The sequence below is a fragment of the Paenibacillus contaminans genome, from assembly GCF_003285015.1.
GTDB lineage: Bacteria > Bacillota > Bacilli > Paenibacillales > NBRC-103111 > Paenibacillus_V > Paenibacillus_V contaminans.
Window position 1 is genome coordinate 187741 of sequence record NZ_QMFB01000009.1, and the last position, 25455, is coordinate 213195.

18 protein-coding genes are annotated in these 25455 nt (G+C 52.6%); 4 read left to right on the forward strand and 14 right to left on the reverse strand.

Annotated features, from left to right (window positions below; all coding sequences use genetic code 11):
- Positions 1 to 2 precede the first annotated feature (2 nt).
- A complete protein-coding gene (locus DQG23_RS17065; protein WP_146762323.1) occupies positions 3 to 2708 on the forward strand; it encodes a GAP1-N2 domain-containing protein in 2706 nt (901 codons plus the stop codon).
- Between the two features lie 535 nt (positions 2709 to 3243).
- Here the strand turns inward: DQG23_RS17065 and DQG23_RS17070 are convergent.
- From DQG23_RS17070 to DQG23_RS17130, 13 genes are all read right to left on the reverse strand, one after another.
- Positions 3244 to 4440 carry a trans-sulfuration enzyme family protein gene (locus DQG23_RS17070; protein ID WP_113032073.1) on the reverse strand — a complete coding sequence of 399 codons (1197 nt, stop codon included), beginning with the start codon at positions 4438 to 4440 and terminating at the stop codon, positions 3244 to 3246.
- A gap of 118 nt (positions 4441 to 4558) precedes the next feature.
- Complete coding sequence (locus DQG23_RS17075) at positions 4559 to 6028, reverse strand: hypothetical protein (protein ID WP_113032074.1); 1470 nt, start codon at positions 6026 to 6028, stop codon at positions 4559 to 4561.
- Positions 5991 to 7433, reverse strand: a complete 1443-nt coding sequence (locus DQG23_RS17080; protein WP_113032075.1) for a hypothetical protein — start codon at positions 7431 to 7433, stop codon at positions 5991 to 5993. The genes DQG23_RS17075 and DQG23_RS17080 overlap by 38 nt, the downstream gene beginning before the upstream one ends.
- An 18-nt stretch (positions 7434 to 7451) precedes the next feature.
- Complete coding sequence (locus DQG23_RS17085) at positions 7452 to 8858, reverse strand: hypothetical protein (RefSeq protein ID WP_113032076.1); 1407 nt, start codon at positions 8856 to 8858, stop codon at positions 7452 to 7454.
- A gap of 151 nt (positions 8859 to 9009) precedes the next feature.
- The gene (locus DQG23_RS17090) at positions 9010 to 10080 is read right to left on the reverse strand and encodes an ABC transporter ATP-binding protein (protein WP_113032077.1); all 1071 of its coding nucleotides are present in this window, start codon (positions 10078 to 10080) and stop codon (positions 9010 to 9012) included.
- On the reverse strand, positions 10077 to 11084 hold the full coding sequence (locus DQG23_RS17095) for an ABC transporter ATP-binding protein (RefSeq protein ID WP_113032078.1): 1008 nt from the start codon (positions 11082 to 11084) through the stop codon (positions 10077 to 10079). The genes DQG23_RS17090 and DQG23_RS17095 overlap by 4 nt, the downstream gene beginning before the upstream one ends.
- A gap of 26 nt (positions 11085 to 11110) precedes the next feature.
- Positions 11111 to 11983, reverse strand: coding sequence for an oligopeptide ABC transporter permease (gene opp4C / locus DQG23_RS17100; protein ID WP_238177917.1), 873 nt, complete (start codon positions 11981 to 11983; stop codon positions 11111 to 11113).
- A gap of 16 nt (positions 11984 to 11999) precedes the next feature.
- Positions 12000 to 12959, reverse strand: coding sequence for an ABC transporter permease (locus DQG23_RS17105; RefSeq protein WP_113032079.1), 960 nt, complete (start codon positions 12957 to 12959; stop codon positions 12000 to 12002).
- Between the two features lie 130 nt (positions 12960 to 13089).
- Complete coding sequence (locus DQG23_RS17110; protein ID WP_113032080.1) at positions 13090 to 14751, reverse strand: ABC transporter substrate-binding protein; 1662 nt, start codon at positions 14749 to 14751, stop codon at positions 13090 to 13092.
- Between the two features lie 28 nt (positions 14752 to 14779).
- Complete coding sequence (locus DQG23_RS17115) at positions 14780 to 16339, reverse strand: type 2 periplasmic-binding domain-containing protein (RefSeq protein ID WP_113032081.1); 1560 nt, start codon at positions 16337 to 16339, stop codon at positions 14780 to 14782.
- Between the two features lie 183 nt (positions 16340 to 16522).
- Positions 16523 to 18694 (reverse strand): helix-turn-helix domain-containing protein, encoded by a 2172-nt coding sequence (locus DQG23_RS17120; protein ID WP_158560565.1) that lies wholly within the window; start codon positions 18692 to 18694, stop codon positions 16523 to 16525.
- Positions 18695 to 18929: 235 nt separating this feature from the next.
- On the reverse strand, positions 18930 to 19172 hold the full coding sequence (locus DQG23_RS17125; RefSeq protein ID WP_113032083.1) for a YkuS family protein: 243 nt from the start codon (positions 19170 to 19172) through the stop codon (positions 18930 to 18932).
- A 58-nt stretch (positions 19173 to 19230) separates the two neighbouring features.
- Positions 19231 to 21483 carry an FAD-dependent oxidoreductase gene (locus DQG23_RS17130; RefSeq protein WP_113032084.1) on the reverse strand — a complete coding sequence of 751 codons (2253 nt, stop codon included), beginning with the start codon at positions 21481 to 21483 and terminating at the stop codon, positions 19231 to 19233.
- A 140-nt stretch (positions 21484 to 21623) separates the two neighbouring features.
- Between DQG23_RS17130 and DQG23_RS17135 the strand changes: the two genes are divergently transcribed.
- Together DQG23_RS17135 and DQG23_RS17140 are read left to right on the forward strand one after the other, a co-directional pair.
- On the forward strand, positions 21624 to 22421 hold the full coding sequence (locus DQG23_RS17135; protein ID WP_113032085.1) for a helix-turn-helix domain-containing protein: 798 nt from the start codon (positions 21624 to 21626) through the stop codon (positions 22419 to 22421).
- A 127-nt stretch (positions 22422 to 22548) separates the two neighbouring features.
- On the forward strand, positions 22549 to 22992 hold the full coding sequence (locus tag DQG23_RS17140; RefSeq protein WP_158560566.1) for a DUF2663 family protein: 444 nt from the start codon (positions 22549 to 22551) through the stop codon (positions 22990 to 22992).
- Between the two features lie 220 nt (positions 22993 to 23212).
- On the opposite strand, the gene DQG23_RS17145 is transcribed toward DQG23_RS17140, so the two are convergent.
- The gene (locus DQG23_RS17145; RefSeq protein ID WP_113032087.1) at positions 23213 to 23917 is read right to left on the reverse strand and encodes a response regulator transcription factor; all 705 of its coding nucleotides are present in this window, start codon (positions 23915 to 23917) and stop codon (positions 23213 to 23215) included.
- A gap of 62 nt (positions 23918 to 23979) precedes the next feature.
- Here DQG23_RS17145 and DQG23_RS17150 point away from each other — a divergent pair, with 62 nt between their 5' ends.
- Positions 23980 to 25443 (forward strand): sensor histidine kinase, encoded by a 1464-nt coding sequence (locus DQG23_RS17150; RefSeq protein WP_158560567.1) that lies wholly within the window; start codon positions 23980 to 23982, stop codon positions 25441 to 25443.
- Positions 25444 to 25455: the final 12 nt, after the last annotated feature.

A 25455-nucleotide genomic window follows, 5' to 3' on the forward strand; every position in this document is an offset into this window, starting at 1 on the left:
GCGTGGCCGACATCCAACAGCATTATTACACCAGAGAACGGGAAGGACTGTTCCGGTCCAATGCGGGCTACGATTCGATTGCCAAATCTGCGGGATTGGACGGCGGATTTATCAAGAGAGTGCTGCATCCGTACTGCGGATACGATGCGCCGAAGGAATTGACGGACCGGAACGAAAGCGATCTTGACAAGTACCCGGAATCGTACACGGTTTTTCATGCCGATTCGGGGGAAACGGTTTTGGGCAGCAGCGTATTCGCCGGAGCGGATTTTACGGGCCAGCGGAACACGTTTTTCGCCCATCATCTGATCGTTCCGGGGGAACGGGCTGAGGGCTTGGTCGCTGAGCCGTCGGCCGTTTTCCATGCTGCGAGTTTTCAGCGCCGGTACGATATCGGGAACGGTAAGACGATTCCCGAGCTGGACGAGATTCCGCTCGAAAGGGTGCCTTATGCAGAGGTGCTGAATGCCGTGCGGAACAAGCTCGCCATAAACGAGGACATGTTCAAGAAGCTTTTGTACGCGATTATGATGGCCGTTTCAAGCAAGAAGAAAGTATATATTTCCCTCGATGTCGACGTTTCGGAAACGTCCGTATACGCCAAAAGGTTGATGGAGGTGCTGTACCGCAGCCTGCCATACGCCGTACGCCGTCATCTCGGATTTACGACCTACAGCTACGAGCCGGTGCGAAAGGATCATCTTCATGTGGTGTTTGTGGAGAAAGGAAATATTCGCCCAAGCGAGCGCAACATCGAGAAGGATTATTTGTTCGATTTCGCGAACCGCCGATTTGCCAATGTGGAGCTGCAAGGAGACGATCACGAATATTTGAACTTTGCGTGGGAGCACATACAGGAGCCGGACCGGATGATTCCGTTCTTCGAATTCGCCGACGAGGTGCTGGCTCCCGCCGACAAAGCGAAGGCGCTTGCGGTTTCGACTTACTACGAGCTATGTGCGTTGTATCGGATCGAAGCGGGCGATTACACGGTTTACGAGCGTAATAAAGCTGGCGTGCTGCATGGGATATACGGTTATTTGCAGGCGTACGGCATTGAGCGGGAAGAGCGGATGAATCGGTTGTTCATCCGGTTGTTCGATCATGAGCGGGAAACGATTACGAGCCGCAATTTGCCGCCGCTGGATGCGGTGAAGCTGGTTATCGATTACTACGGCATCGCCGAGGAGAGCAGCCAGCGTCCGTTCATCGTTTTTTTGATTTTGGTCGCCAACGCCGGGAAGTCCGCGCAGCAAAGCGAATACGTAGCTGAAGTGTACAAGGCGCTTGCGGCGAATCAGCCGCTGTTCGTCGCATTTTTCAACCAAGTGTTCGTGCAGTACGGCGCTCAGCTGGCAAAGCCGCTGTTTGAGGATTATTTGGAGGAACGGATCAAAAACCTGAGCAAGCATAAGGACGTTCTCAAGGAGCTGACTTTCTGGCTGAACAATACGCCCGATGCGCTTGGAAATGTTTTTTTTCGGGAGAAGTTCGCAACGAAGCTGCCGGAGCTGCTGGAGCATGACCGCAGGTTCGTCGCCGGAACGCTGGATATTCACCGGTTTTTCGATACGTTCGTTATTGCGAAGCCGTACGCCCAAGCTTTTGAAGGATTCCGGGAGGACGTCCTTTCCGAAGTCGACCAATGCTTGTTGTGGAAGCTGGAGTTAAACGCGCTGAGCGAGGAAGATTACGACAACGTGATCCGCATTATGAAGGAGCGGAAAAAAACGTTCCGCGAATCGCTGGACGAGCGCGGGCGGCATCATTACGATGCGCTTCGTACGCTGGATGCGATCATGACCGATACGAAGGTGAAGGGACCGGATCAATATTTGGATTCCCTGCCGCTCGATGCGGTGGGACAGGTTCAGCAGCTGCTGAAAAAATTTCTGATCGGCGGCAAATCCGGCGAGACCGACTTCGGCAGGCTGATCATCGCCTTTTACAGACCGCTGAAGGAAAGGGAGCGGAGCGCGCAGGCAAGCGCCGATTTTATCGATTACGGCGCACTGCTTCAAGCCGTGCATGCGGAGAAAAATGAGGCGGGCGTGTACGCCCTCGTCTTTTGGATGCTCGATAAAGGGCGGCTGCCCCGCACGTTCATTGCCGAGCTGAAGTCGCATTTCGTCGAACGCGATCGGGAGTCGATGAAGGACGCGCAGCTGAGAAGAAAGTGGAGGCGTCTCGGCAATGCCGGCGTTGACGAAGTACTGGATTATGTCGACGACAAGACGGCTTCCGGTTTGAAAAAGCTGTACAAGCGGAACAAAATGCTGTTCCGGCGGCTTTTCGTGCTTGGCGGAGGCGCGATCGTGCTGATCGGAGTGCTCGGCGGAGGCGGCTGGCTCGTTTACGACAAGCTGATCGCCAAGCCGGACGAGCCGGCGCCTTCGTTATCGCCGAGCCCGTCGGGCGCTGATATAAGCCCGACGCCGTCGGCGGGCCCGTCCGGCTCGCCGGGAGCGTCGCCTGGGGCAACGCCGGGGAATTCGGCTGGCGCGTCAGGGGCGTCGCCGGCGGGAGGAGCGTCGTCGCCGGGCAAGACGTCCGGCGTGTCGAGCGCATCCCCAGGCGTCTCGCCAGGCGGCGGCTCGCCTACCTCGGCGCCGACTTACGGGCCTGCGCTGCCTGCAAACGGCGCGGCCAAAGGCGCTTCGACGGCATCTCCCGGTAAGACGAGCGGAGCTGCGGGAAATGCGAGATAACTGCTGTCGTCACATTCGAGTGTTGCAGCAGTACTTCGGGTCAGCAGGAGCCTATCGGAGTTGAGGGGTGGACTGCTGTGAAGTGGAGCAATGTCCGATAAATGGAACAAAAAAGAGCAAACGCCGGCTAGGTGGCATTTGCTCTTTTTTCGGCTTGCTGGTTCTTGCTTTTTCCATGAAGTGTGGTCGCTCACCGTCATAGTGGTAATTCGGACGAATCTATATGAAAATTCATATACAATTGATCATTCCGGGTCCATTCCTGCTATTCTATATGAACATTCATATACATCTGATCCTTCCGCGCATAATTTCGACATTTCTATACGAAAAATCATATACAATTTGTGTAAATACGTCTGTCCTTAAAAGGCGGCGCAGCGTGTGCGAAAGAGACGAAATGTCGGATCGGCTTCCCCTCTGCCGCATGTGGTCGACCGGCTGTCGTTATGCAGCGTAACACCGCGCACTGGGGCTACGCGTGATGCGAAAACGACTCGCCGCTGCTGCATGCTTCGTTCAAGCCGCCTTGTAATCAAACTTTTCGCAATGCTTGATCCAAATCCTCCAGTAATGTGTCCACGTGCTCCAATCCGACCGAAAGCCGGCATTGCGTAGGAATGAAGCCCTCCAACAGCATCTCCTCAACATTAGCGGACATCGCAGTCGTATAAATAATGCTGTCGAAGCCGCCCCAGCTCCCGCCTATGGAAACATGACGCAAGCCATTGATGAAACGCTCTACACCCGCCAGATCCGTATCCAGCTTAAACGATAATAATCCGCTGCAGCCGTGCATTTGCCGGCGGGCGAGTTCATGTTGACCGAAGGCGGGGAGTCCCGGGTAACGCACCTCATGAATGATTCCATTGCGGTTCAAATAATCCGCTATTTTCATTGAGCTTTTCTCATGACGCTCCATACGAATCGGCAGCGTTCGCAAGCCTTTCATCAGCTTCGCGCTTTCATGAGGGGATAACACCGCTCCAAGCTGCGGCAGCTGCGCGATCCGCTCTCTGGAACCGATGATAGCACCCGCAACCAGATCGCTATGCCCACCTAAATATTTGGATGCGGAATGGATGACGAGATCGATACCAAGCCCGATCGGATTTTGAAAAACGGGCGTTGCCCATGTGTTGTCGATCATAGTTGTAATGTTATGCTTGCGGGCGAGCTCGGCTACGTCTTGAATCGGCTGCAGCTCGAATTGCCAGGAGGTTGGGCTCTCCAAATAAATAACTTTGGTGTCGGGCTGAATCGTATCTTCGATAGCTTGCAGCTCCGTGCCGTCTACAAACGTCGCCGTGACACCGAGAGGGTGGAACAGCTTCAGAAAACCGGAGGTTCGTCCATATACGTTCTTAACGACTATGATATGTCCGCCATGCTGAAGGCCGGCCATTAAGGCAGTGAAGATCGCTGCGGTTCCGGAGCTGTAGCATAACGCCGCTTCCCCGCCCTCGAGCAGAGCAAGCTTATGAGCCAATGCATCCGTGGTCGGATTCGCATTTTTTCCATACATGTAGCGCTCGACTTCGCCTTTGTTGAAGGACTTGGCCGTAGCGAAGTCAGGCAAACGATAGATCGAATTCTCATAGATCGGAGGGGCAACCGCCCCCATGAACCGGTCGTCCTTCTCGTCGATTCCCGTGACAATATCGTTAACGCGCCTAAAAGGAGAGTCTTCCGGCGTGCGTTCGATTCCTATACCTTCCACTGTACGCCACATGCGTCTTTTACCTCCTTAAAGTTAGCTCATGACCGGTTCATCGAAAGCGGTTTGATTCATAGCTATGCAGCATTTATTGCCATTCATGACATATTTCGAATCGCCGGTTAAGTCGTGCTTACCTATCTTCACGCGGCTCGATATCATACTTCAGCGGGTTGAGACAAGAAATCTCGCGGAAGGACCAATACGGCGCATCTACGGTTCCGTTCGGGAAGAAGAAGGAATACAGCTTCGTATTCACGGAGCGAAGCTTCACGCGAATCACTGTCCGTTCTGCAAGCGTCCAGTCCGGATTTCCCCGCCAAGTCATCTCGGCCTTCAAACTGCTGCCGGTAAACGGGACGCACGCCTCAAAGCTAAAACCAGGCAAGGCATTGCCTTCCGTATCGGTTAGCTCCGCAAGCAGGAGACCGCCTTCCGCGCTTGCATCCGCGTTGACGAACAACCCGCCGCGCTCCACTGCGAAAGGACGCGTCATCAGTTCGCAAGCTTCTTCTCCCGAATCCATATACACAAAGCCGTCCGGCCGCAGCGTTGCAAAGCCGATCCGCTCTTCGTCGATCTCTTCATAGGGAATGGTGATGGGACCGGAATGATCGAAGGAATTCGCCGCATAAAAAATAACGATTTCCTCAGGGCGGTAGATCAGCGTACTCGACGGAAGGACACAGCCGGAATCCCAGCTGCCTTCCTCCCCGAGCTCAACCAGCTTCTGGCCTTGCATCGAACGATGCCAACAGAACCCGTCCCGGCTGTACGCCAGCTCAATGTCCATTGTTCCCGCCATTTTATGAAATTGCGGGAACACGGTGTAATCGAACGTATTATACGTATTGATCATGCCAAGAGCATAAGCGCCGTATGGTGTGATTTGCATGCCGTAAAATTGCGTTTCGCAAGGATCATATTGGTCTGGCTCAATGCTCATCACTGGCCGCGTCCAGTTTTTCAAATCCAAGCTTTCCGAAACCCATACGCGGCGGTCCGGAATCGCTACCCGGAAGCTTAACCGGTAATGCAAGGTCTTCGGATCGCGGTAGAAGCCGATATGACAATCGCTGTGCACATCGAGTACGGGACCGTCGAACATCGGCTTCCAATGGATGCCGTCAGGTGAAGAATAGAGATGAACCGCACAGCCCCTCGTGTAAGGTCCCATCGCACATTTGAAGCGGTGCTGAGGATCCGGGTCGAGATCGTCAATAATGACGGTCGGCCCGTGTACGCGCTGATCGTTGTCCATCACAATGTTCGTGCCCGACACGACGTCAAGCTCGGGCTTATGGAAACGAATGCCGTCTTGCGATGCGGCATAACACAAGTAAGAGTAAGCCTTTGAATCGCTCTCATTTAATGTAGGCCCGTAATAGTGGGTCGAGTACCAGGTTTTATACAGCTGATCCTTGGAATCGTAAACGGCGGAGCCGTAATAATGCACACGCTTGAATTCATGGGGCAGCTCGGGCTTGATGACCGGATTCGCTTCCGATTTGACGGCTTTCCCGCTTTTCCTTTGAAAGCCCTTGAAGTATTCGTACGTACGATTGTCAAAAAAACTGAACTTGATTTGCTCCTCTTTTCTCATCGCTCTGCACCTCGCATATTTGTTTTTCCGCCGGAACGAACTGGAATGCATACAGATCCGCATCGTGGAGTTCTATGCGCAATCGGATAGGAATGCCAGATAACGGTGCGACAGAAAGGCCGCTTTTCCATTCCACTTCGTAATCCAGCTCGTCCCCGAACAAGACTCCAAAATCCGCAAAAGCAAACCCGTCGAGCGGCTGCCCGGTCTCATCCTCCAGCTGCAGCCGAATGGAGCCGGCACCCGATGTGCTGTAATTAAGCACCAACCGCTCACCGTCCATCGTGAAAGGCTTCGTTACTGCATATCCACCCGCATAATCCGCATGAATGGAGCCGAAACGATGCCGCGGCAGTGCATAACGGCGCAAACGGGCATCCTCCCATTCGTAATGCTCTGCAACATAAATCGAAAACTCGTCAGGCGATGTAGACACGATGCCGTGAGCGACCGTCAAGCTTCGCGCCGTCCAATTCCGCTCGTCGCGCCCCGCATGGATCCATGAAGACATGAAGGGACGGCTCCAATGAACGCCATCCCGGCTGGACATCAGCACGCTATCCGATATCCCCGATTTCGGAAAGCCGTCCACTTTGCAGCGATCAGGCATAAAACGCATAGGGAAGGACAAATATATATGCTCCGCTCCGGGGCAAGGTATTGCAGCATTCGTATAAAAATGCTCCAACGGGACCTCGTCATCGTATTGATTAGGGGTCTGTTTGCTCCATTGCATAAAATTCGTTGACGTACAGCTTTGAATGGCGCGAATGCCGTGCCAAAATTCCGTTACGTCGAAGCAGCGCTCGAAATATCGGGAATAGCAGCGGTACTGAGCGGATTCGCGATCCCAGAAAGCGATATTCTGGGAGTCGAATGCGCCGTCGGTAATAACGGGAGCTTCCCGCATCCTCGTCCAGTTCACGCCATCCCCCGATTTGAAAGCGACCAGGCCTTCCGGCCAATTGCCGGCTAATGCCTTGAACCTTTCTTGGGGCGGAATTCCGGGCTTCAGATCAAGAAACGGAGCGAACGTATGCGCCATGCCGCCTTGCAAAATAATATTGTTGCTGCTGGAGCCATGGAAGTCCATTAAACCCAGGACGGGGCGGTGCCAATCGATTCCGTCTTTGCTTTCGGCATAACAGGTGCATTGCGCTTGAGCTTTGCCATATGCTTCGGTTACGGCTGAATTGGAGCGGTAGTATAAACGATAGGTATCGCCGTCCTGGAAAACAGTCGGATAAGCCGCGCTGCCGGTCCCTTCCCAAGGCTGATTCATGGTAAGCGCGATTTCCTTGGGTGCCGGCACATTGGGTTTTAAAGAAGCCCGATCCATCTTCTCCAACAAAAAATGATCGATGAACAGTTCCAACCGATTCCCAATGGCGATAACATCTGACATTCCGATCGTCTCCTTCGTTTAGTCCGCAAATTGCAGCGCGTACAAGTCTGCGTCCTTTAATTCGAATTTCAGGCGAATCGTCTTGCCGCGGAACGGAGACAAATCCGAACTGCCTCTCCAGCTCACTTCACGCTCTAACTCATCCCCATAAATCACATCGCAATCTTCCGTACTGAAATGCGGAATCGGCCAGCCATCCTGATCGATCAAACCGACGCGGATGGAGCCCGGCGCCGAAGTGCTGTAATTGAGAATCAAGCGATTGCCTTCCGCTACGAAACGTTTGGTCGTCATAACGCCGCCTTTGTAATCTGCATTAACCGATGCAAAGCGGAATCTCGGAACCGTCACCCGCGTGACGAAGGAATCGTCCCATTGGTAGTGCTCGTTAATATACATAGAGAACTCGTCTCCTTCGGTTTCGAGAATCCCCCATGCCGGCATTAACGAACGCTGCGTCCAATTGCGCCGGTCCAGTCCGGGACGCATCCAAGCTTCCATAAACGTGCGATCCCAAAGCTCGCCGTCGCGGCTGGACATCATGACATTATCCGAGACGCCCACTTTGAAGTAGCCTTCTACTTTTTGCCGCTCAGGCATGAAGCGCATCGGGAAAGACATATAAATATGCTCCGCGCCCGGGCATGGAATGGTGGCGTTCGTATAGAAGTGCTCCAACGGCGCGTTATGCTTGTACTGGTTCGGCTGCGGCGAAGACCAGTTTATGAAATCTTCCGATATGCTGAGTTGAATCGCGCGAACCCCCATGAAGATCGCAGAATCCTCCGGCGCCTGAATATTCGGTTCTGCCGGCGAGGCGAAGTAACGGGAGTAACATTTGTAGTGCTGTGCTTCAGCATCCCAAAATACGAGATTATGGGAATCGAACGCTCCTTTTTTGATAATGGGCTCCTCCTGATAAGGCGTGAAATGAATGCCGTCCGGCGATTTGAAGGCGAACAAACCTTCAGGAGCGTAACCGGCAACCGCTTTGTATTTTTCGTCCGGCGGACAATTCGGATTCGTATCCAGAAACGGACTGAAGTTGTGGGCGATAGAGCCGACTACGACGATATTGTTATCCGTGGAGCCTTCGAATTCATGCAAACCGATATGAGGGCGTTCCCAGTGGATCCCGTCCGTGCTTTCGGCATAACAGCAGGCCTGTCCTTCCGATTTATCCGTTAACGTATTAGGAAACGTAGCGCGGTAATACATCCGATACTTATCGTTCGCTTTGAATACGCAGGAATAAATGCCGCTTGCCAAGCCTTCCCACGGCCGATCGATTTTCAGCGCCGTTTCCCGCTTTTGCGGGGGATTCATTTTCAACGAAGCGTTATGCATCGCTCCGATCAGGAAGTCGTCTACGAACATTTCCACCCGTTGTCCAATCGTAAGCGGTGCCGGTCTTTTGTTAGCCATGTTTATTCCTCCGGAATCATCTTTAGAATTATCGCGCTGATCGTTAGTGCTGCATTCGGCTAATCGTTGCTGTAGTCCGAAAAAACACGCTTGCGTGTGCGGTCAAAACAAGGATATGCTCTGTAATTCGATTTAGCCCTATCTCCCGCAGCTATATCGCATCTTCCGTCTCTGCCAAATGGCAGGCTACAAAATGATCGTCCGTGCCTTTGACTTTACGCAAGGCGGGTATCTCGGTGCGGCATCTGTCTTGGCATAAGTGACAGCGCGTATGGAAGCGGCAGCCGCCGGGCGGATTCACCGGACTCGGCACGTCCCCCTTCAGTACGATGCGATCCTTCTTCTTGTTCAGATCGGGCGTCGGCACGGCGGACAGCAAAGCTTCGGTATAAGGATGCTGCGGCGTTTGGTACAACGCGCCCGATTCCGCAAGCTCTACGACTTGCCCGAGATACATGACCGCAATGCGGTCGCTCATGTACTCCACGACGCTTAAGTCATGCGCTATGAAAATATACGTCAATTTCAATTCCTGCTGCAGATCCTTCATCAGGTTTAGAACCTGCGCTTGAATGGATACATCCAGCGCAGAGACGGGTTCGTCGCAAACAATGACATCCGGATTGATACATAACGCTCTGGCGATGCAAATTCGTTGACGCTGTCCTCCCGAGAATTCGTTCGGATAGCGGTACATATATTCGGGCCGCAGATTGACGGATTCCAGCAAGCGGGAAATAATCGCTTTACGCTCGGCTCTATTTCCCATATTGTGTTTGCGAAGCGGTTCATCGAAAGATTCGTAGATCGTTTTGACCGGATTCAGCGACGAGTAGGGATCCTGAAACACAATTTGAATCTTCTTGCGAATTTGGAAGCTTTCCTCGCGATTCAGCTTCAGAATGTCTCGCATCCCGCCGTCCTCAAAACGATAACGCAACTCTCCTGCAGTAGGCTGATGGAGCCGCACAATCGTCTTGCCGAGCGTCGTTTTGCCGCATCCGCTCTCGCCGACGAGACCGAGCGTCTCTCCTTTGCGGACGAACAAGCTGACGTCATCGACCGCTTTGACATGGCCGACCACTTTTTTCAGGAAGCCCTTGTAGACCGGATAGTACTTCTTCAAATGGCGGATATCGAGTATGATGTCATCTTGCCCGGACGTCGCAGGATCCGATTGCTTCCGTTGATCGCTATGATTTGATTGTGTAGACGTCGTCATCCTTTACGCACCTCCTCCAAGTTCCAGCAGCGAACGAGATGGCCTTGACCCTCGTCCGTTTGAGGGGGAGCCGAGCGGCAGCGGTCGGTTGCAAAATCGCAGCGTGGAGCAAAGGCGCAGCCTTCCGGCATCTCGGACGGATCGGGCGTGCTGCCGCGAATCGTTTCCAGCCGCATATTTCTTCTGATGCCGAGTACGGGAACGGAACGGAGCAGGGCGCGGGTATAGGGATGCTGCGGACGGCTAAGCACCTGTTCTACCGTTCCGAACTCGACGATTTTCCCCATATACATGACCGCCACCTCATCCGCCATATCGGACACAATGCCCATGTTATGGGTGATTAAGATGACCGAGGTATCGTATTTCTTCTGTACGTCCTTCATCAGCTCCAAAATTTGCGCCTGTATGGTGACATCGAGCGCGGTCGTCGGCTCATCTGCAATCAGCAGCTTAGGATTGCAAACCATTGCCATGGCGATCATGACGCGTTGCTTCATGCCTCCGCTGAATTGATGGGGATAATCCTTCAATCTGGCGCGTGCGCTTGGAATGCCTAATAGCGACAACATTTCAACGGCGCGATCGGCCGCTTCTTTCTTGCTCATCGCATCGTGCTGCAACAAGGCTTCGCATATTTGATTGCCGATCGTATACACGGGATTCAAGGAAGCCATCGGATCTTGGAAAATCATGCCGATCTCTTTGCCTCTGATACTGCGCATTTTGCGGCCGTTTCGTTCCAACCGGTTCAAGACGACGGCTTCTTCTTTGCCGTAATACGTAATATGTCCCGCATTAATTTTGCCGAGACGCGGCAGCAGTTGCAGAATCGTATGAGCGGTTACGCTTTTGCCGCAGCCGCTTTCTCCGACTACACCAAGGGTTTTTCCTTTTTTTACGGTGAAGGAAACGCCGTTAACGGCCTTAACGACCCGGCTGCCAAGGTCGAAGGATGTTTCAAGGTTTTCAACTTTTAATAGCAAATCATGCTGCGAACGCACAAATCGTATCCCCCTCGCCGTATTCCTTATTGGTTCGGATCCAGTACGTCACGCAGACCGTCTCCGAAAAAATTAACCCCGAGAACAAACAGAGAGATCGCAAGACCCGGGGGGAGCCACAGCCAAGGATTATTTTGTATGACATCAACGGATTTTGCGGCGTTAATGATGTTGCCCCAAGTGGGGATGCCGGAAGGCACGCCCAAACCAAGGAAGCTGAGTCCCGATTCGGCCAGAATAAAGCCGGCTGTAGCCAATGTGACCGATACGATGACGGGGCTTAATGTATTAGGCAAAATATGACGGAACATAATCGATATCTCTCCGATTCCGAATGCCCTGCAGGCTTCGACATAGCTTTCTTCTCTAAGGGAAAAAAATCGTCCCCGCACTAGCCGGTAAGTTCCGGTCCATCCCGTAATCGCAAAAATAAAGATTAAATTAAATAAGCCTTGTCCTAAAAACACAACCAGGATCAAAATTAAAACGATTTGCGGGAATGTCATGAAAATCTCGGACACGCGCAGCATGATTTTATCGAACCAGCCGCCGAAATAACCGCTGAAGCAGCCGAGGATACTGCCGATCACCGCTCCGCCCAATGCGCCGCTGAGTCCGATCAAGATTGAAATTCTGGCTCCGTACAGCAGACGGGCGAAGACATCCCGGCCGATTTTGTCCGTTCCCATCCAATGCTCCCACGATGGGGGCTTGGCGCGATTCGCCAGATCGATTTGATTCGGGCTGTAGCTCGTTAACAAGGGTGCCAGAATGGCGGCCAATGACATAATCGCAATAATGGAGAAGCCCGCCATGGCCAGTTTGTTCCGGCGCAGCTTGTTCCAGCTTCGAAGCGCCAGACTGGATTTTTGTTTTTTCAATTGCACAGCCTGTTCCAATGTCCTTCCTCCTTCATCAGCTTTCAAAGCGTACGCGCGGATCCAGCATAGCCGTAATTAAATCAACCAGAAAGCTGGCGAACAAAACCATGAAAGCAACCAGCATCGTGCTGATCATGACGACAGGATAATCCTTCGCCGACACCGCGTTAAGAATCATCCCTCCCATGCCGGGCCAGCCGAATACGCTTTCAATGATTACGGTGCCGCCAATGAGCATCGGCAGCCGGAAGACAAGCAGCAGAACGACAGGCATAAGCGCATTGCGAAAGGCGTGCTTGATAATGACTTTGTACTCCGGTATTCCTTTGCTTCTTGCGGTTTTCACATAATCCTTATTCAGCACATCCAGCATCGTGCCTCTCGTATAACGCATAAGCGCCGCCGTCAAAGCGATGCCAAGCACAAGCGCCGGCATGATCATGTATTCGATCCGGTCGAAAAACGTGACGTCGCCGTATCCGATCCGGCCGCTGACCGGCAGCCAGCCTAGCTTTATGGCGAAAATTTGGATCGCTATGATCCCGACGAAAAATTCCGGTATCGATATGCCCAATATTCCGAAGGTCGTATTTCCATAGTCCAACATGGAGTTTTGCCGAATGGAGGACAATAGGCCAAGCACAATGCCGAGCACCGAAGAAATAATCAATGCCGCGACGGCCAGCTCGAACGTTGCAGGAAGACGGTTCCCGATCATTTTGGCAATGCTCGTTCCATCCACCAAGCTGTAGCCCAGCTCGCCCGTCGCCAAATCGCCGAACCATTTATAAAATTGCACATAAACCGGAGCATCCAGACCCATCGCTTTCTTGTAGCCTTCGATGTCAAATTGGGATGAGCTAAGCAGCTCAGGCGGGATCATATAAGAAAGCGGATCTCCCGGCGTAAGCTGCAAGCCTGCAAAAATAATAACCGTTACAAGCAGGAGCATCGGGATAATGGATAAAAACCGGAACGTAAAGTACTTCATCATCAATCGCTCATCTCCTCGGACACGCTTCGAACTCCAGCACGAATATCCCGCCGATCCATTGCGAGCATGCTCTCGTCGATATAAGTACGGCAAGGCTGGGTATACCCGCGCCTTGCCGTATCGGGTTTCATCACTTCATTTTCCAATTTGCGATTTTACGATCGTAGTTCGTCCATTCGTTGCCGTAGATACCCGCCGTTTCCAGACGGTTTTTGTTCACGACCGTGTATTGCTTCATGGCGAACAAAGGCATCTGCCACAAGTATTCCGCTTCCATTTCTTGCAGCTTGTTTAGCGCCGTTTGACGTTTGGCAGGATCGGACTCGCGGCGCAAAGCGTCCACCGCCGAATCCCATGCATCCTTGTTGTTGCCCATTACGCCCGTAGCCGCCACATTGTCGGAGTGGAAAATGCCGTAAACCTCTTCCATCGCCATTGCGGACAGCCCGGCATAAATAAAGTCGTAATCGCGTTTGGTGTAAATAAGCTCAACCAAGTTGCCTTGCAGCATGGTCGTCTCTACCTTCAAGCCGAGCTGCTCCCAGTAATATTTGATCGTATCGATCAAATCGATCGTGGCTTGATCGGAATAAAAGTAAGCCAGACGAAGGGGGACGCTCACATCGTAGCCGGATTCCTTGAGCAGCTGTTTCGCTTTCTCCGGATCGTAGTTGTAAGGCTGCGTGTTCTTGTTGAATTCCGGCAAGGCGTTCGGAACTTTGGTTTGAATGGGCGTTGCCTGTCCGGGATACAATTGCTCCGCCATGGTTTTGCGGTCAATGGCGTACAGCAAGGCTTGTCTCAAACGAAGATCGGCGATTTTCTCATTTTTCTTGCCGCTTTCGGCAGAGCCTTGCATGTTCGCCATCAAATAACGGATGTACAAAATATCCACTTCGTGAATATCGTAATGGCCTGTTTTCTTGATTTCGTTCATTTGGGCCAAATCCATAACGGAGAAGTAGTCAAGCTCTTGCGCTTGCGCTTTCGTCACGGTTTGGTCCTCGCTTAACGTTTGAAGCATGATTTTCTCGATTTGCGGCTTGTCGCCGTAGAAATCGGGGTTGACCTCCATAATCGCATAATTGTTCGGAACGACTTCCGTCACCTTGTAGGGTCCGTTGCCGATCGGCTTTTCCCAGAAAGCGGCCAGATGCAAGGTCAACGGATCCTCTTTCTCGAGCAAATGCTTCGGGTATGGCGGCCATTGAGCCATCGTCAGCAGGAACGCCCCCACAGGCTCGGTCAGCTTAACGGTAAGGACGTTTCCTTGTACCGAAAGCCCAGGCACCTCATTCGATGTGCCCGCTTTGAATTCCTTCGCTCCGGCGATTTTACTGAATGCGCCTGCAAATACGGAGTTGATGGATACAGATTTTAACGCGGCCTGAATGCTCCACCGCACGTCTTCAGCCGTGAAGGGCTCGCCGTCGTGCCATTTGACGCCGTCGCGGATGGTGAAGGTATACGTCAGCTGATCGTCGGATATGGTGTAATCCGATGCCAAATCCTTGTAAACCGGCTGCATATCCTTATCAAGCATCAATAGTCTGCGGAAGAGGTTGGTGCGTACAAATCCGCCGTAGTCGCTCCATGAGGACTGGAATTTCTCTTGCGGCCCGCCTCCGATACGGAGAATGCCGTCCGACGCTTTCCCCGTGCTCGGGCTGTTGCCCGGCTTGGCGGAAGCATCCGGCGAAGGGCTTTGGCCGGTGCCGGGCGTAGAAGTACAAGATATGAGCAATGCAGCCGCCATAACAACGGACAGCATGGTCATCATCCAACGTTTCATGGAAGTGCCTCCCTTTTTGTAAACGTTTTCATTCGGTGCTGCGAACGTACTGCTTGAACGCTTTGTTCTTGTCGGCAATCCATTGCTCTCCGCCGAGGGCAAGCCAATTTTCAATGACCTGGTCCCATTCCTCGACCGGAAGCTCGCCTACAAAAATACGTACCTTTTGCTCCCAAAAATACCGTTTCATCGCCGGCAGCCGGTCCAAAGCCTTCCACTGCAAGGCGTCATAACGGACCTTCGCGTCAACCGGCTCGAAGGAGGGCCAGGACTCGACGATATTCACGATATCGGTGTACGTTCGATGTACCCAAGAGGTGAACGGCCAGCGCTGCTCCCGCTTATAGTGAATATCGAATAAGGAATAATCGCCGTAATAGGGGGCGTTCTTCAGCTCGTCCTTCTCTTTGCCCAAAAATGCATAGCTGCCGTCCTGCAGCTTCTCGAAGGTTGCTCCTTCGATTCCGTAGCTCATTACTTCATGTCCTTGCTCGGTCGCATGATAATCCAACAGCCTGATTGCGGCGGCGGCATCCTTCGTCCGCGAGGAGATCGGCGTCACCGCAGCCAGCGGCCTGCCTTGCGGAACGCGGTTGATTCCTTCTCCTTTCAGCATAACGGGCAAATAAGCCGCGCCAGGCTTGGCGATGTGCAATAATTCTCCTGCGCCCAAGATCATATCGGAGAACCATCCTGCCGTTGCCCCCACCTGATTTTTAGCCAGCCTGTCTTTTTTCTGGTCCAGCTTGGAGATGAGCTCGTACGGATAAATATACCCCTTGTCGTACCAGCGCTGTAAGGCGGAGAGCAGCCGCTTATAGCTCGGATGCAGCTCGGGAGGAAGCAAGGTTCCGTCCTCGTTTACCCACCATTCCATGGCCTGCGGCATGAAATAGGGAGCGAAGACCGCTTCGAAATCCGTAATTTCCGACTTGCCGGCCATTAAGCCTACGGTATCCCGAACGCCGTTGCCGTCCGGATCTTTGTTGATGAAGGCATCCAGCACGGCTTCGAATTGTCCGATCGTTTCGGGCACCTTCATTCCGAGGTTGTCCAGCCAATCCTTGCGAATTTGCAAAATACGCGGAGAGGATACCGGAGCGTCTCCCGGGATGCCGATAATCTGTCCGTTCACCGTCACTTCATCCCACAGGCGAGGATCCAGATTTTTCTTCAGATTCGGGCCGTACTTCTCAATCAAGTCGTTCAAGCCGAGAATATCTCCGCTGCGATACCACTCTACCGCCTCGTCCATCGTCATCTGATAAAGAATATCCAATTGCTCGCCTTTGGACATGACTTGCTTTGCCCGATTCGCTGCTTGTGCCCGCGACGCATAAACCATCTGGAGATCGATGCCCGTCTCCTGCATAATGCGGTCGTGCACTTGTCCGGCATATTCTTTGTCGGAAATAAACTCATGCGCCACGGCCATGGCTACAACGGTAGACTCGCCGTATTGCGACGGGCTTATGACCGGACCGGTCGCTGCAGGCAGCCCGCCTTTGATTTCTTTACCGAATTGACAACCGGACAGCGCCATAAGCAGTACCGGAAAAAACACGATGCTGGATACTTTTCTTTTCATATTCGTTTCAACGCCCTTTGCATTATCCTGGACCTTCTGCAGATGAAACGGATGACGGTTGGGACCTGCCTTTTACAATGCCTTATGCGGCTCCTTCTTTCAACAACACAATGTTAAAATGATCAACACGATATTAAAAAACGTTGATGCGGCGCGCTTTTTCGGCTGTATTGCAGATGGCAGTCAGCTCGTTGTCCGTTCCCTGCTCATGGATAATTCGCGATATTCGCTCGGAACAAGGCCCGTGTATTGCTTGAAAACTTTGGAAAAATAACTGTAGCTATTAAAGCCGACCTTCGCGTATACCTCCGATATTTTCATAGGACCGCTTTCCAAAAAACGTTTGGCTTGATCGATGCGGTATTGATTCAAGTAATCGATAAAGGTGATGTTGTACTGCTGTTTAATCAGCTGGCAAATGTACTGCTTCGAGATGCCGACTTCATCGGATACGTCGTCCAGCGAGAAGCTGCCCGGATAATTCGCTTCCACATAACGCTCGATCCGTTTCATATATTGATCTTTCTCGGAGGCTGCAGATTTGGAATCTTGGGCAAACAGCTTGAATTGATCCATAAAGAAGCTTTTTAACGTGACATTGTTCATGATGCTGTTGTTAGCGATCAGCTCGTTCACTTCATGAAGGAAGCTGACCTCTTCCCGGTCATGCATCTTGCGCAGCATCGACAGCACCATATAAAAGTTCGTATTGTACTCCATAATTCCCGTATCGTCCCGGAATAAGCGATTCAGCATCGCTGCATAGTCATCCGCCTGCTGCTGACGGACGGCATGCTCCAGAGCATCCATCGAGAGCTCTTCCATTACCGGCTTATGATAATCCATCGGCAATTTATTGAAACAATAAATATGTTCTTCCGTGTCATACATCCGTCCGACTTGATAGGCATATTTGGCTTCCGTGTACGACTCGTGCAGCTGCGCAAGGTCTTGATAAACGTTTCCGGCACTGATGGAGATTCGCTGCAGCATTTCATCATCCATCAGCAGCAATATGCGGACCAAAAGCCCGTTCAATTCCGTTTCCCGCAGTTGGATAATGGCAAAGCACTCTTGTTCGTCGCTGAACATTTCGCAGCGTTCCGAGACGGCAAAGCGCTTTTCCAAATCCTCGCGCAGCATATCATACGACCATTCCGCATCGGCGCCATTCATTTTAAAGACGAAAACGACAAAAGAGCCTTCCAATTGAAAAGCTTTTGCAATGCTTTTATAATCCGCCGTTTGATTCCGGGTTTTCATTAAGTAGTAGAGCTGCGTTCGGTTCAGCAGGCTTTGACTGTTCGCAAGCCGCTGATTCAATTCCGTGTACGAATCGACCATATGATCGAAGGTAGAGTGGAGGAACCCGAATTCATCCGCCTGCCTGACATCCGCCGGCTCTTGCTGCCAGCCTTGTTTGAATCGCTTCGTCAAATACCGGATCGGTTTGTATAACTGTCTTGAGCCTATGAATACAAGTCCCGCCAGAGCGACGACAATGACGATCGTTAAAACATACATCCGTTTCTTGAAAGCATCGACACCTTGGTATAACGCTTGCGTATCGACCTCGCCTACTAAAGTCCACTGCAATCCCGGCAGCTGATATCTTGTTGCGGAAACATAACGTTCCGGATTCGGCTTCACATACTGAATGGGCTGGTCCGATGCATAGCTTTCGCTTGCTTCGGGCGGCAGCGGGAAAATCACTTCGCCTTGCCGGTTTACAATATAGTAATGGTAAATTTCGGAATCGACATTCAAGCGGCTGAAAAAATCATTGTACAGCTTTTCAATATCGATGTTGTAAATCAAATACTGATGCTTTTGCTTGATGGTGTTAATGTTCAGTACCAACGAAACGGTATAAGTATTGTTGGTTTGATTCAAACGGGTGTTCGTCATCTGCAAATCCTTGTTGATCGCCATGTTCTGAATGTGCTGCTTGATCCAGCGGTATCCCGAACGGTCGAGCTGGAACACGATGCCGTAATCCGAAGCCAGCATGGACCCGTCTAAGGCATTGTACAAATAAACCGATTGCAAATATTCATTGCTTGCAACAAGCTTGGACAGCTTATCCATCGTATTTAATCGATCCACAATGGAAAGATCGCCCGGATCGCCGACAATATCGACATTCAGCCCCGACATGGCGATTTCCTTAATTTGGTTAATCGTACGGTTCATAAGATATCCCGTTCGATTCAATTCATGCTCGTTCTTCTCATTAATCAGCGTAGTGGATTGTGCAACAAAGGAATTGGTCGCGTAAATATTCCATAGCAATAACGGAGGGATCGATATCAGCAAAATGATAAGGAGCAGTTGATAGAAATAGCGGCTTTTCACGAGAGTAAACCCCTCTTTGACCATGATTTGTAAGTGCTTACAGTATAGCATCATCGCTGTTTGCGGACAATGAACGACATGGTTCGCCAGCTATTCCAGCGATCTTCAGCGCATCTGCCAAAAGCGCAAGCAATCGGTTTGGCCAATAGGAGAGGGGGCGTTAAAACAACGTCTATGGGAACAACTAGGGGCTTGACGGTTAAGTTCGTTAACCATCAAGCCCCTTAGTATCGGGTTATTGTATTTTGCCGACCGTTTCGTTGATCTGCTGCAGGATTTCCGAATCGCTCATGCCTTGTGCGTTGATGACGGAAGCCTTCGTAGCGGTATCGCTGATTCCCATCACATTATTATCCTGTCCCGAAATGACGCAGCAATCGCAGTCGGCGAGATTGTTCATGGACACGATCTCGTGTCCGTTGCTTTGCAAATACGACGACATGTGATTCAAGTTGTCTTCCAGAGCGATTTTAGCCATTTGTTTACCTCCTTGATATGCGTTCCATCGTAGTGTAAACAATTGCTAAAATTTTATCCTAATATACCCGCACCTCGATAATTTCGGCGCACGGGCTGCCGTTGGTCGCTTCTACGACGACGCGAAGCCGGTCGGCTGCAAGGGGAGCGTCCAGATGATGGACTTGCTTGCGCTTATGATTGTTTTTCCGTTCGGCGATAACCGACCATTCGCCGTTCGCATACGCCTCCAGCCGGTAGTCGCGGACCAGCTCAGGGATAGCTTCGAAAGGCGTCGTATGATGATGCAGGTTGATGAGGTCCTCGTTCACGTCATCGTTGAAGGTGAGATGCACGGAACCTACGGTCACCGTCTTCTCCCAGCTCAGCTCCAGCCACTCGGATCGGCCCGCTTGCATCGGCTCCGACGACCACATATGCGGTCCGCCATAAGGGCGGACGTAGCCGTCCGTCGCTTTGGACGGCGCAAGCGCGCTTGTCGGGGACAGCAGCCGGAAGCAGGGAAGCTTGCGTTCGAACTCGCGCATGCTCCATTCAACGGTCGGCTGAGCCGGCTGCGGCCGGTCAGGCTCGTCGCGGTGCACGATGATCGGCCGGTTGCTTCTGCGGAAGCCGAGCACTCCGCTCTGCCCGCGATCAGCCGCGTGGATGGAAAGCGCATCGTTCGCCTTGATGATGACGAAGGCGTTTTGCGCCGTATCCGCCGTCCAGGCGATGTCGAGCTTCACCCATTGCTTGTCGCCCTGCCGAACGCCGGCGGAAACCGAGGATTGCTTTGCATGCGGCACGTAATTTTCCGCCCGGCCCGTATCCCATACCTCCGCGATCAGCTCCGTGTCGGCCGAGGCGTCGACCAGCAGCTCCAGTCCCGCCAACGTCCTGTCGACCGGCAGAAGCAGCGCGATATCGGTTTGGAGCGAGGCGGTACATACCGGCTGCTCTACGGCAAGCCGCGTCAATGTGCTGGAAGCGGAAACCGATGCCAACAGGGCAAGGTCCGAGCGGTCGGCGTTACGCAAACCGATTACCGATGCGTCCTGCCGGAGCAGCGTTTGCTGCAGCTCGGCCAGGTGGCTCGCGTATAGCTCACGCGGCGTGATGCCTTTTTGCGCGCAGAGAGCGGCGCCGGTGCCGGCCGCTTCGCCGATGACGGCGCATGTCGCCATAACCCGCGTCGTGCCGAAGGCGACATGCGTCGCGCTGATGTCGCGGCCGGCCATCAGCATATTGTCTACGTTGGCGGAGTAGAGAGACCGAAACGGAATATGGTAGATGCCGTCCGTATGCAGATGCTTCGAGCCGTGCTCGGTCGAGTAAACGCCTTGCGGCGGATGCAGGTCAATCGACCAGCCGCCGTAAGCGACCCGATCCTCGAACGGGCGCTGTGCCAGCACATCGTTCTGGTTCAGGACATAATCCCCGACGAAGCGCCGGTATTCGCGTTTGCCCGGAATCGAACCGACCCATTCAAGCGTCATGTTGTCGGCTTCGAATTTGCCTGAGTTTTTGATATAGTCCCATATGCCGTAAATAACCGACCATAGCTCGTCGCGAATGCGTTCGTTGTCGTGCACCGTATCCATCTCGCCGCCCCATTCGATCCACCAGTACGCGCAGCCGTTATCCCCGCTGCGGATGACGCGCCGTTCCGGAATCGACGTCTTCGTAATATCCTTGGCAAAGCTCGGCGGCACGAATTTGACGGGACGGCCGGCATCCTTCGTGTAGAAAAGCAGCGTGCTGCCGAGTGTGATGTCGTCGGGGACGAGCGGCGCCCAATCTTCTCCGAATTCTTCCCGGGCTTCGCGGCCGATCCGGTATTTGGCGCCGGCCAGAAAGCCTACCAGTCCGTCCCCGGTGCAGTCGAGGTAAACGCTGCTTTCAAACGTAATGCGGCGTTCGGAGCCCATCATCCACCCGGTGACCGAGCGGATCGTCCGGTCGTGCTCGCCGCCTTCCGCTTCGACCTCGTGCACGTCGGTGTTCAGATACAGCGTGATGTTCGGTTCCGCGCGAACCGCTTCCAGAACGACCATGTCCCAAATATACGGATTGCCGTCGATGTTGCGGTACTGATTTTCGACGAACAGCTCGCCCATGATGCCGGTTTCCCTTGCATACCGGTTTATCCCGTGGCCTGCAGCTCCGCATACCCATACCCGAACCTCACTGCTGGAATTTCCGCCGAGAACCGGTCTGTTCTGTACGAGCGATACGCTTTGCCCCAGCCGTGCGGCGGCAATCGCCGCGCAGACGCCTGCCAGACCGCCGCCGATGACGGTTATTTCGGACCGAACCGTTTCCTGTCTCATGTTTATGCCTCTCCCTATTCTGAATTTGGTATATCCTTGATTTCATAATAGGAAATCGTATATTCAAATGACATGCATCGTATTGCGAAATAACATATACTTTATTTCATAAGCAAGGGGATGGAAAGGGTGGCTTCGGAATGCTGCGTTACGATTGGGCGGCGACTCCGGTCGCATACGCCTATTGGCACCAGAAATCGGCGTTTGCGCTCGAGAGGGATGTGTACGAAAGCTGGACGATGTTTGCGGTGGAGGACGGCCGGTTCTCTTATGAGATCGGAGAGCGCAAAGGGGAGGCGGGTTTCGGCGATCTGGTCGTGTGCCGGCCAGGCGTGCCGTTCATTCGGCGTACGATTACCCCGCTTACGTTTCATTTCATTCATTTCGAGTGGAATTCGGAAATGACGGACGAATACGAGCGAGAGCTGTCGGGGAAACATTCGGTGTCGGACGTCGACAGACTTTCCTCGAATTACCGGTATATGCGGGAAGTGGGCTTTGCCGGCAGACAGGAGCCTGCTTTCGGCAGAATGAAGCATCTTTTTCACGATATTTGGCAGCTGGTCGACATGGAACGAAGCTCTGCGGACGGCCGCGGCAGCGCCGCTGCGGAAGCCGATTCCGCGATGCAAACCGCGCGGCAATGGCTGCTCGCCCATGCGTATGCGCCCCTTGTTTACCGCGAGCTGTCGGATCTGCTGGGCATTAGTCCCGTGCAGCTGACGCGCCGTTTCCGGGCCGCTTACCGCATGACGCCGACGGCATTCGTGACGGAGCTGAGGCTGGCGCGCGCTTGCAGGCTGCTGGCGGAAACCGGCCTACCGCTTGACGCGATCGCCCAAAAATGCGGCTACGAGAACGGCTTTTATTTAAGCCGCGTTTTTCATGGGAAGAAAGGAACGAGCCCGTCCGCTTACCGCAAGTTGTATCGGGTGTAGCCGTTTTCTGCAAAATTCTACCTAAACCGTATTCTTTTAATTAATGCGGGTGTTATTCTTTCAACTAAGCAGCGGGCATTTGTTCGTGTACAAGCGCATAAGCTCATTAGTAGAGGAGGAGAGCGCGATGGACTGGGAGCATGTCGACATTTCGGAGGACACCAAAACGATACTCAAGGAGCTGGTGGAGCGCAAGAAAAAGCTGAATCATGTCACGATGATGAAAAATATGTTTTCTGCGGTCACGCTGATCGTCGTCGCTTTTTCCGTCTATTATTTTTACCGCTTTCTGCTTGTGCCGTCCAAGAACGATATGCTGAAGCTCGTCGGCATGTTTTCGGGCAATGCGGCCAATCTGCTCCTGCTCGCCGCTCTGGCGACGTTATATATCGTGACGAACAATTATATGAAAACGTACAGCAAACAGAAAAGCAAGTACGAAACGCTTCGAATCGAAGCGATCGATCATTTTCACAGCACGTGGATCAAAGCCAAAAGCTCGACGATCCGCGACGTCATATCCAAACATTTGAAAGATACGTACAATATCAATTTGTCTTTTAAAAATTAACTTCCACACAAGCTCTTTTGCGGGCGGTTCAAAGAGCCGGGCTGCCTTTCGTCTTCCGGGACGGAGGGGAGTCCGGTTTTTGCGAGTTGTAAGAAATTTGTAAGTATAGGAAGATTAAAATCATCTTAGAAATTCGATAAAATTCGTCAATCTTTAAGAAAACTTTAACTTAGTTTGGTATAATTGGAATTGAAGTGCGCGATGATTTCAAAATTCCGAGCTAATCCGACAAACTGCCGTTAAATTTATAGCCCAAGCCCCTGACCGTAACAATAAACCGCGGTTCGGCGGGATTGGCTTCGATCTTTTTGCGAAGGTTGCTTATATGGACGAGCAGCGTTCGGGTATCACCCAAACCGTCGAGCCCCCAAATCGTTTCATACAGGTGATCGATTTTATATACCCGGTTGGGCGTTTTGGCAAGAAGGGACAGCAGCTCGAATTCTTTGACCGAAAGGGGAACGAGCGCCCCGTCTACACGCACCGTATGGTCGGATAAACCGATCTCCAGACCCGGAAATACTAATGTATGCGCTTCATCCGCGTATTTAAGCTGGAATCGGCTGCGCCGCAGCTGAGCTTTGACGCGGGCGACAAGCTGATTGGGGCTGAACGGCTTCGTGACGTAATCGTCGCCTCCGATAGCCAGGCCTTCGATGATATCCGAATCGTCCCGTTTGCAGCTGATGAAAATAATCGGAATATCGGCCGTTTTCCTGATCGCCCGGCATACGTCGAGGCCGCCTAAACCCGGCAGCAGAACGTCTAGAATAATCAGATCCGGTTTCTCCTTATGAATGAACGGCATGACGTTTCGTCCGTCATTCGTGCTCACGACCTCAAAGCCTTCTCTTTTCATATATAAACTGACAAGCTCTACGATACTGGCTTCATCATCGACAATCATGATTTTACTTGGCGGCATGACAACTGGATTCTCCCTCGCTGGAATAATTTTATACTACCACACTGGCAGAAGATATGCCCTTGAAAAAGATTTTTATTCGCGGAGGGGTAGGCTTGGAAACGCTTGTGATCGGTTGTATGTTAGTCATCGGCGTCTCCCATCTCGGATATTCCTTTATTCGCCGGTCCGTAGAGCCGTCGGCTATTTATTTCGTGCTGTTCGGCATCGCGATGACGGCTCATACCCCGACAACCGGCCTAGGCTTCCAATGGCCGCTCGGGGGGATTTCCGGAAAAGGGGAGTATTTGTCCTTTAGCTTGGGGCTGCCGCTGCTATCCATGTATGTCCATTCGTTGTTTCCTAACGAGAGATGGCGGCCTGCCATATGGTTCATTCAATTATACGGCGCTGTCTTATCCTTGTTAACGCTGCTGGCGCCTGAGCGTATTTTTGCCGATCCGGTTCCCATGATACTCGGATTGGCGATATGCTTCGGGGGCTACACCCTGGCGATGCTCGCCGCGGCGATTCGCCGCAGGCGCAAGGGAGCAAGCTTGCTTCTGTGCGGCTGGGGGGTTTTTGTCGGAGGATCGATTCACGACATCGCATTGCTTGGCGAGAAAGCCGATCATGGCGTTTGGTTTACCGCAGGACTTATCGCGCTTATCATTACCCAGACTTACATGTTGGGAGCGGGGGCTGCCAAGGTAATGGCTTCGGCCGAGAAGCAGACCCGGGATCTGAAGGCGCGGAACAGCATGCTGGAGGCAAAAATGACCGAGCGGACGACCGGACTCGTTGTGGCTAATCTGGAGCTGGAGAAGGCGAACGCGGAATTGGAACGGTCGGAACGCTCGCGGAGGAGTATGCTGGCCAAAGTGTCGAATGATTTCGGTACGCCTCTTAAGCTAATTAAGGGTTATCTCGAAGCGATTATGGATGACGAAGCAGTCAGCCCCGCGCAGCGGCAAAAGTACTTAAGGCTCATTCACTCCCGAATGGCCGGCATGCAGCATCATATGGAGGATTTGTTCGAGGTTTCCCGACTGGAGGCAAGCAATACCCGTTTTCAATATCGAAAAATGTCGGTAGGTCAGCTTATCGCGCATGTCGACAGCCGCTACGAAATGGAGGTGGCCGCGACGAAGCGCCGATACGAGCTGATCGTCCCGCTTGCGGGCAGCGATAGCTGCGAGATAGAGGTGGACGTAAACCGGATCGATCAGTTGTTTACGCACATCGTATATAAAGCGGTTAGCCTTACACCGGAAGGCGGGGCGGTCCGAATCGGCTTTATGCTTGAGGAACGCGAGCTGGCTGTGCGCATTGCCGGGAGCGGGGAAGGGCTTGAACCTGACGACCTGACGCAGCTTTTTGACTCTTCTTCCTCATGGAATGGGGACAATAGGCTCGCTATCGGCAAGGAGATCGTCGAGCTTCATGGCGGACGCATCTGGGCCGAAAGCCGGATACAGGAAGGAACAGCGATTACGTTTACCATACCACTGATGAGAGCGGCACGAATGGCCGCAGGCGGCGAATAAAGGGAGGTAGCG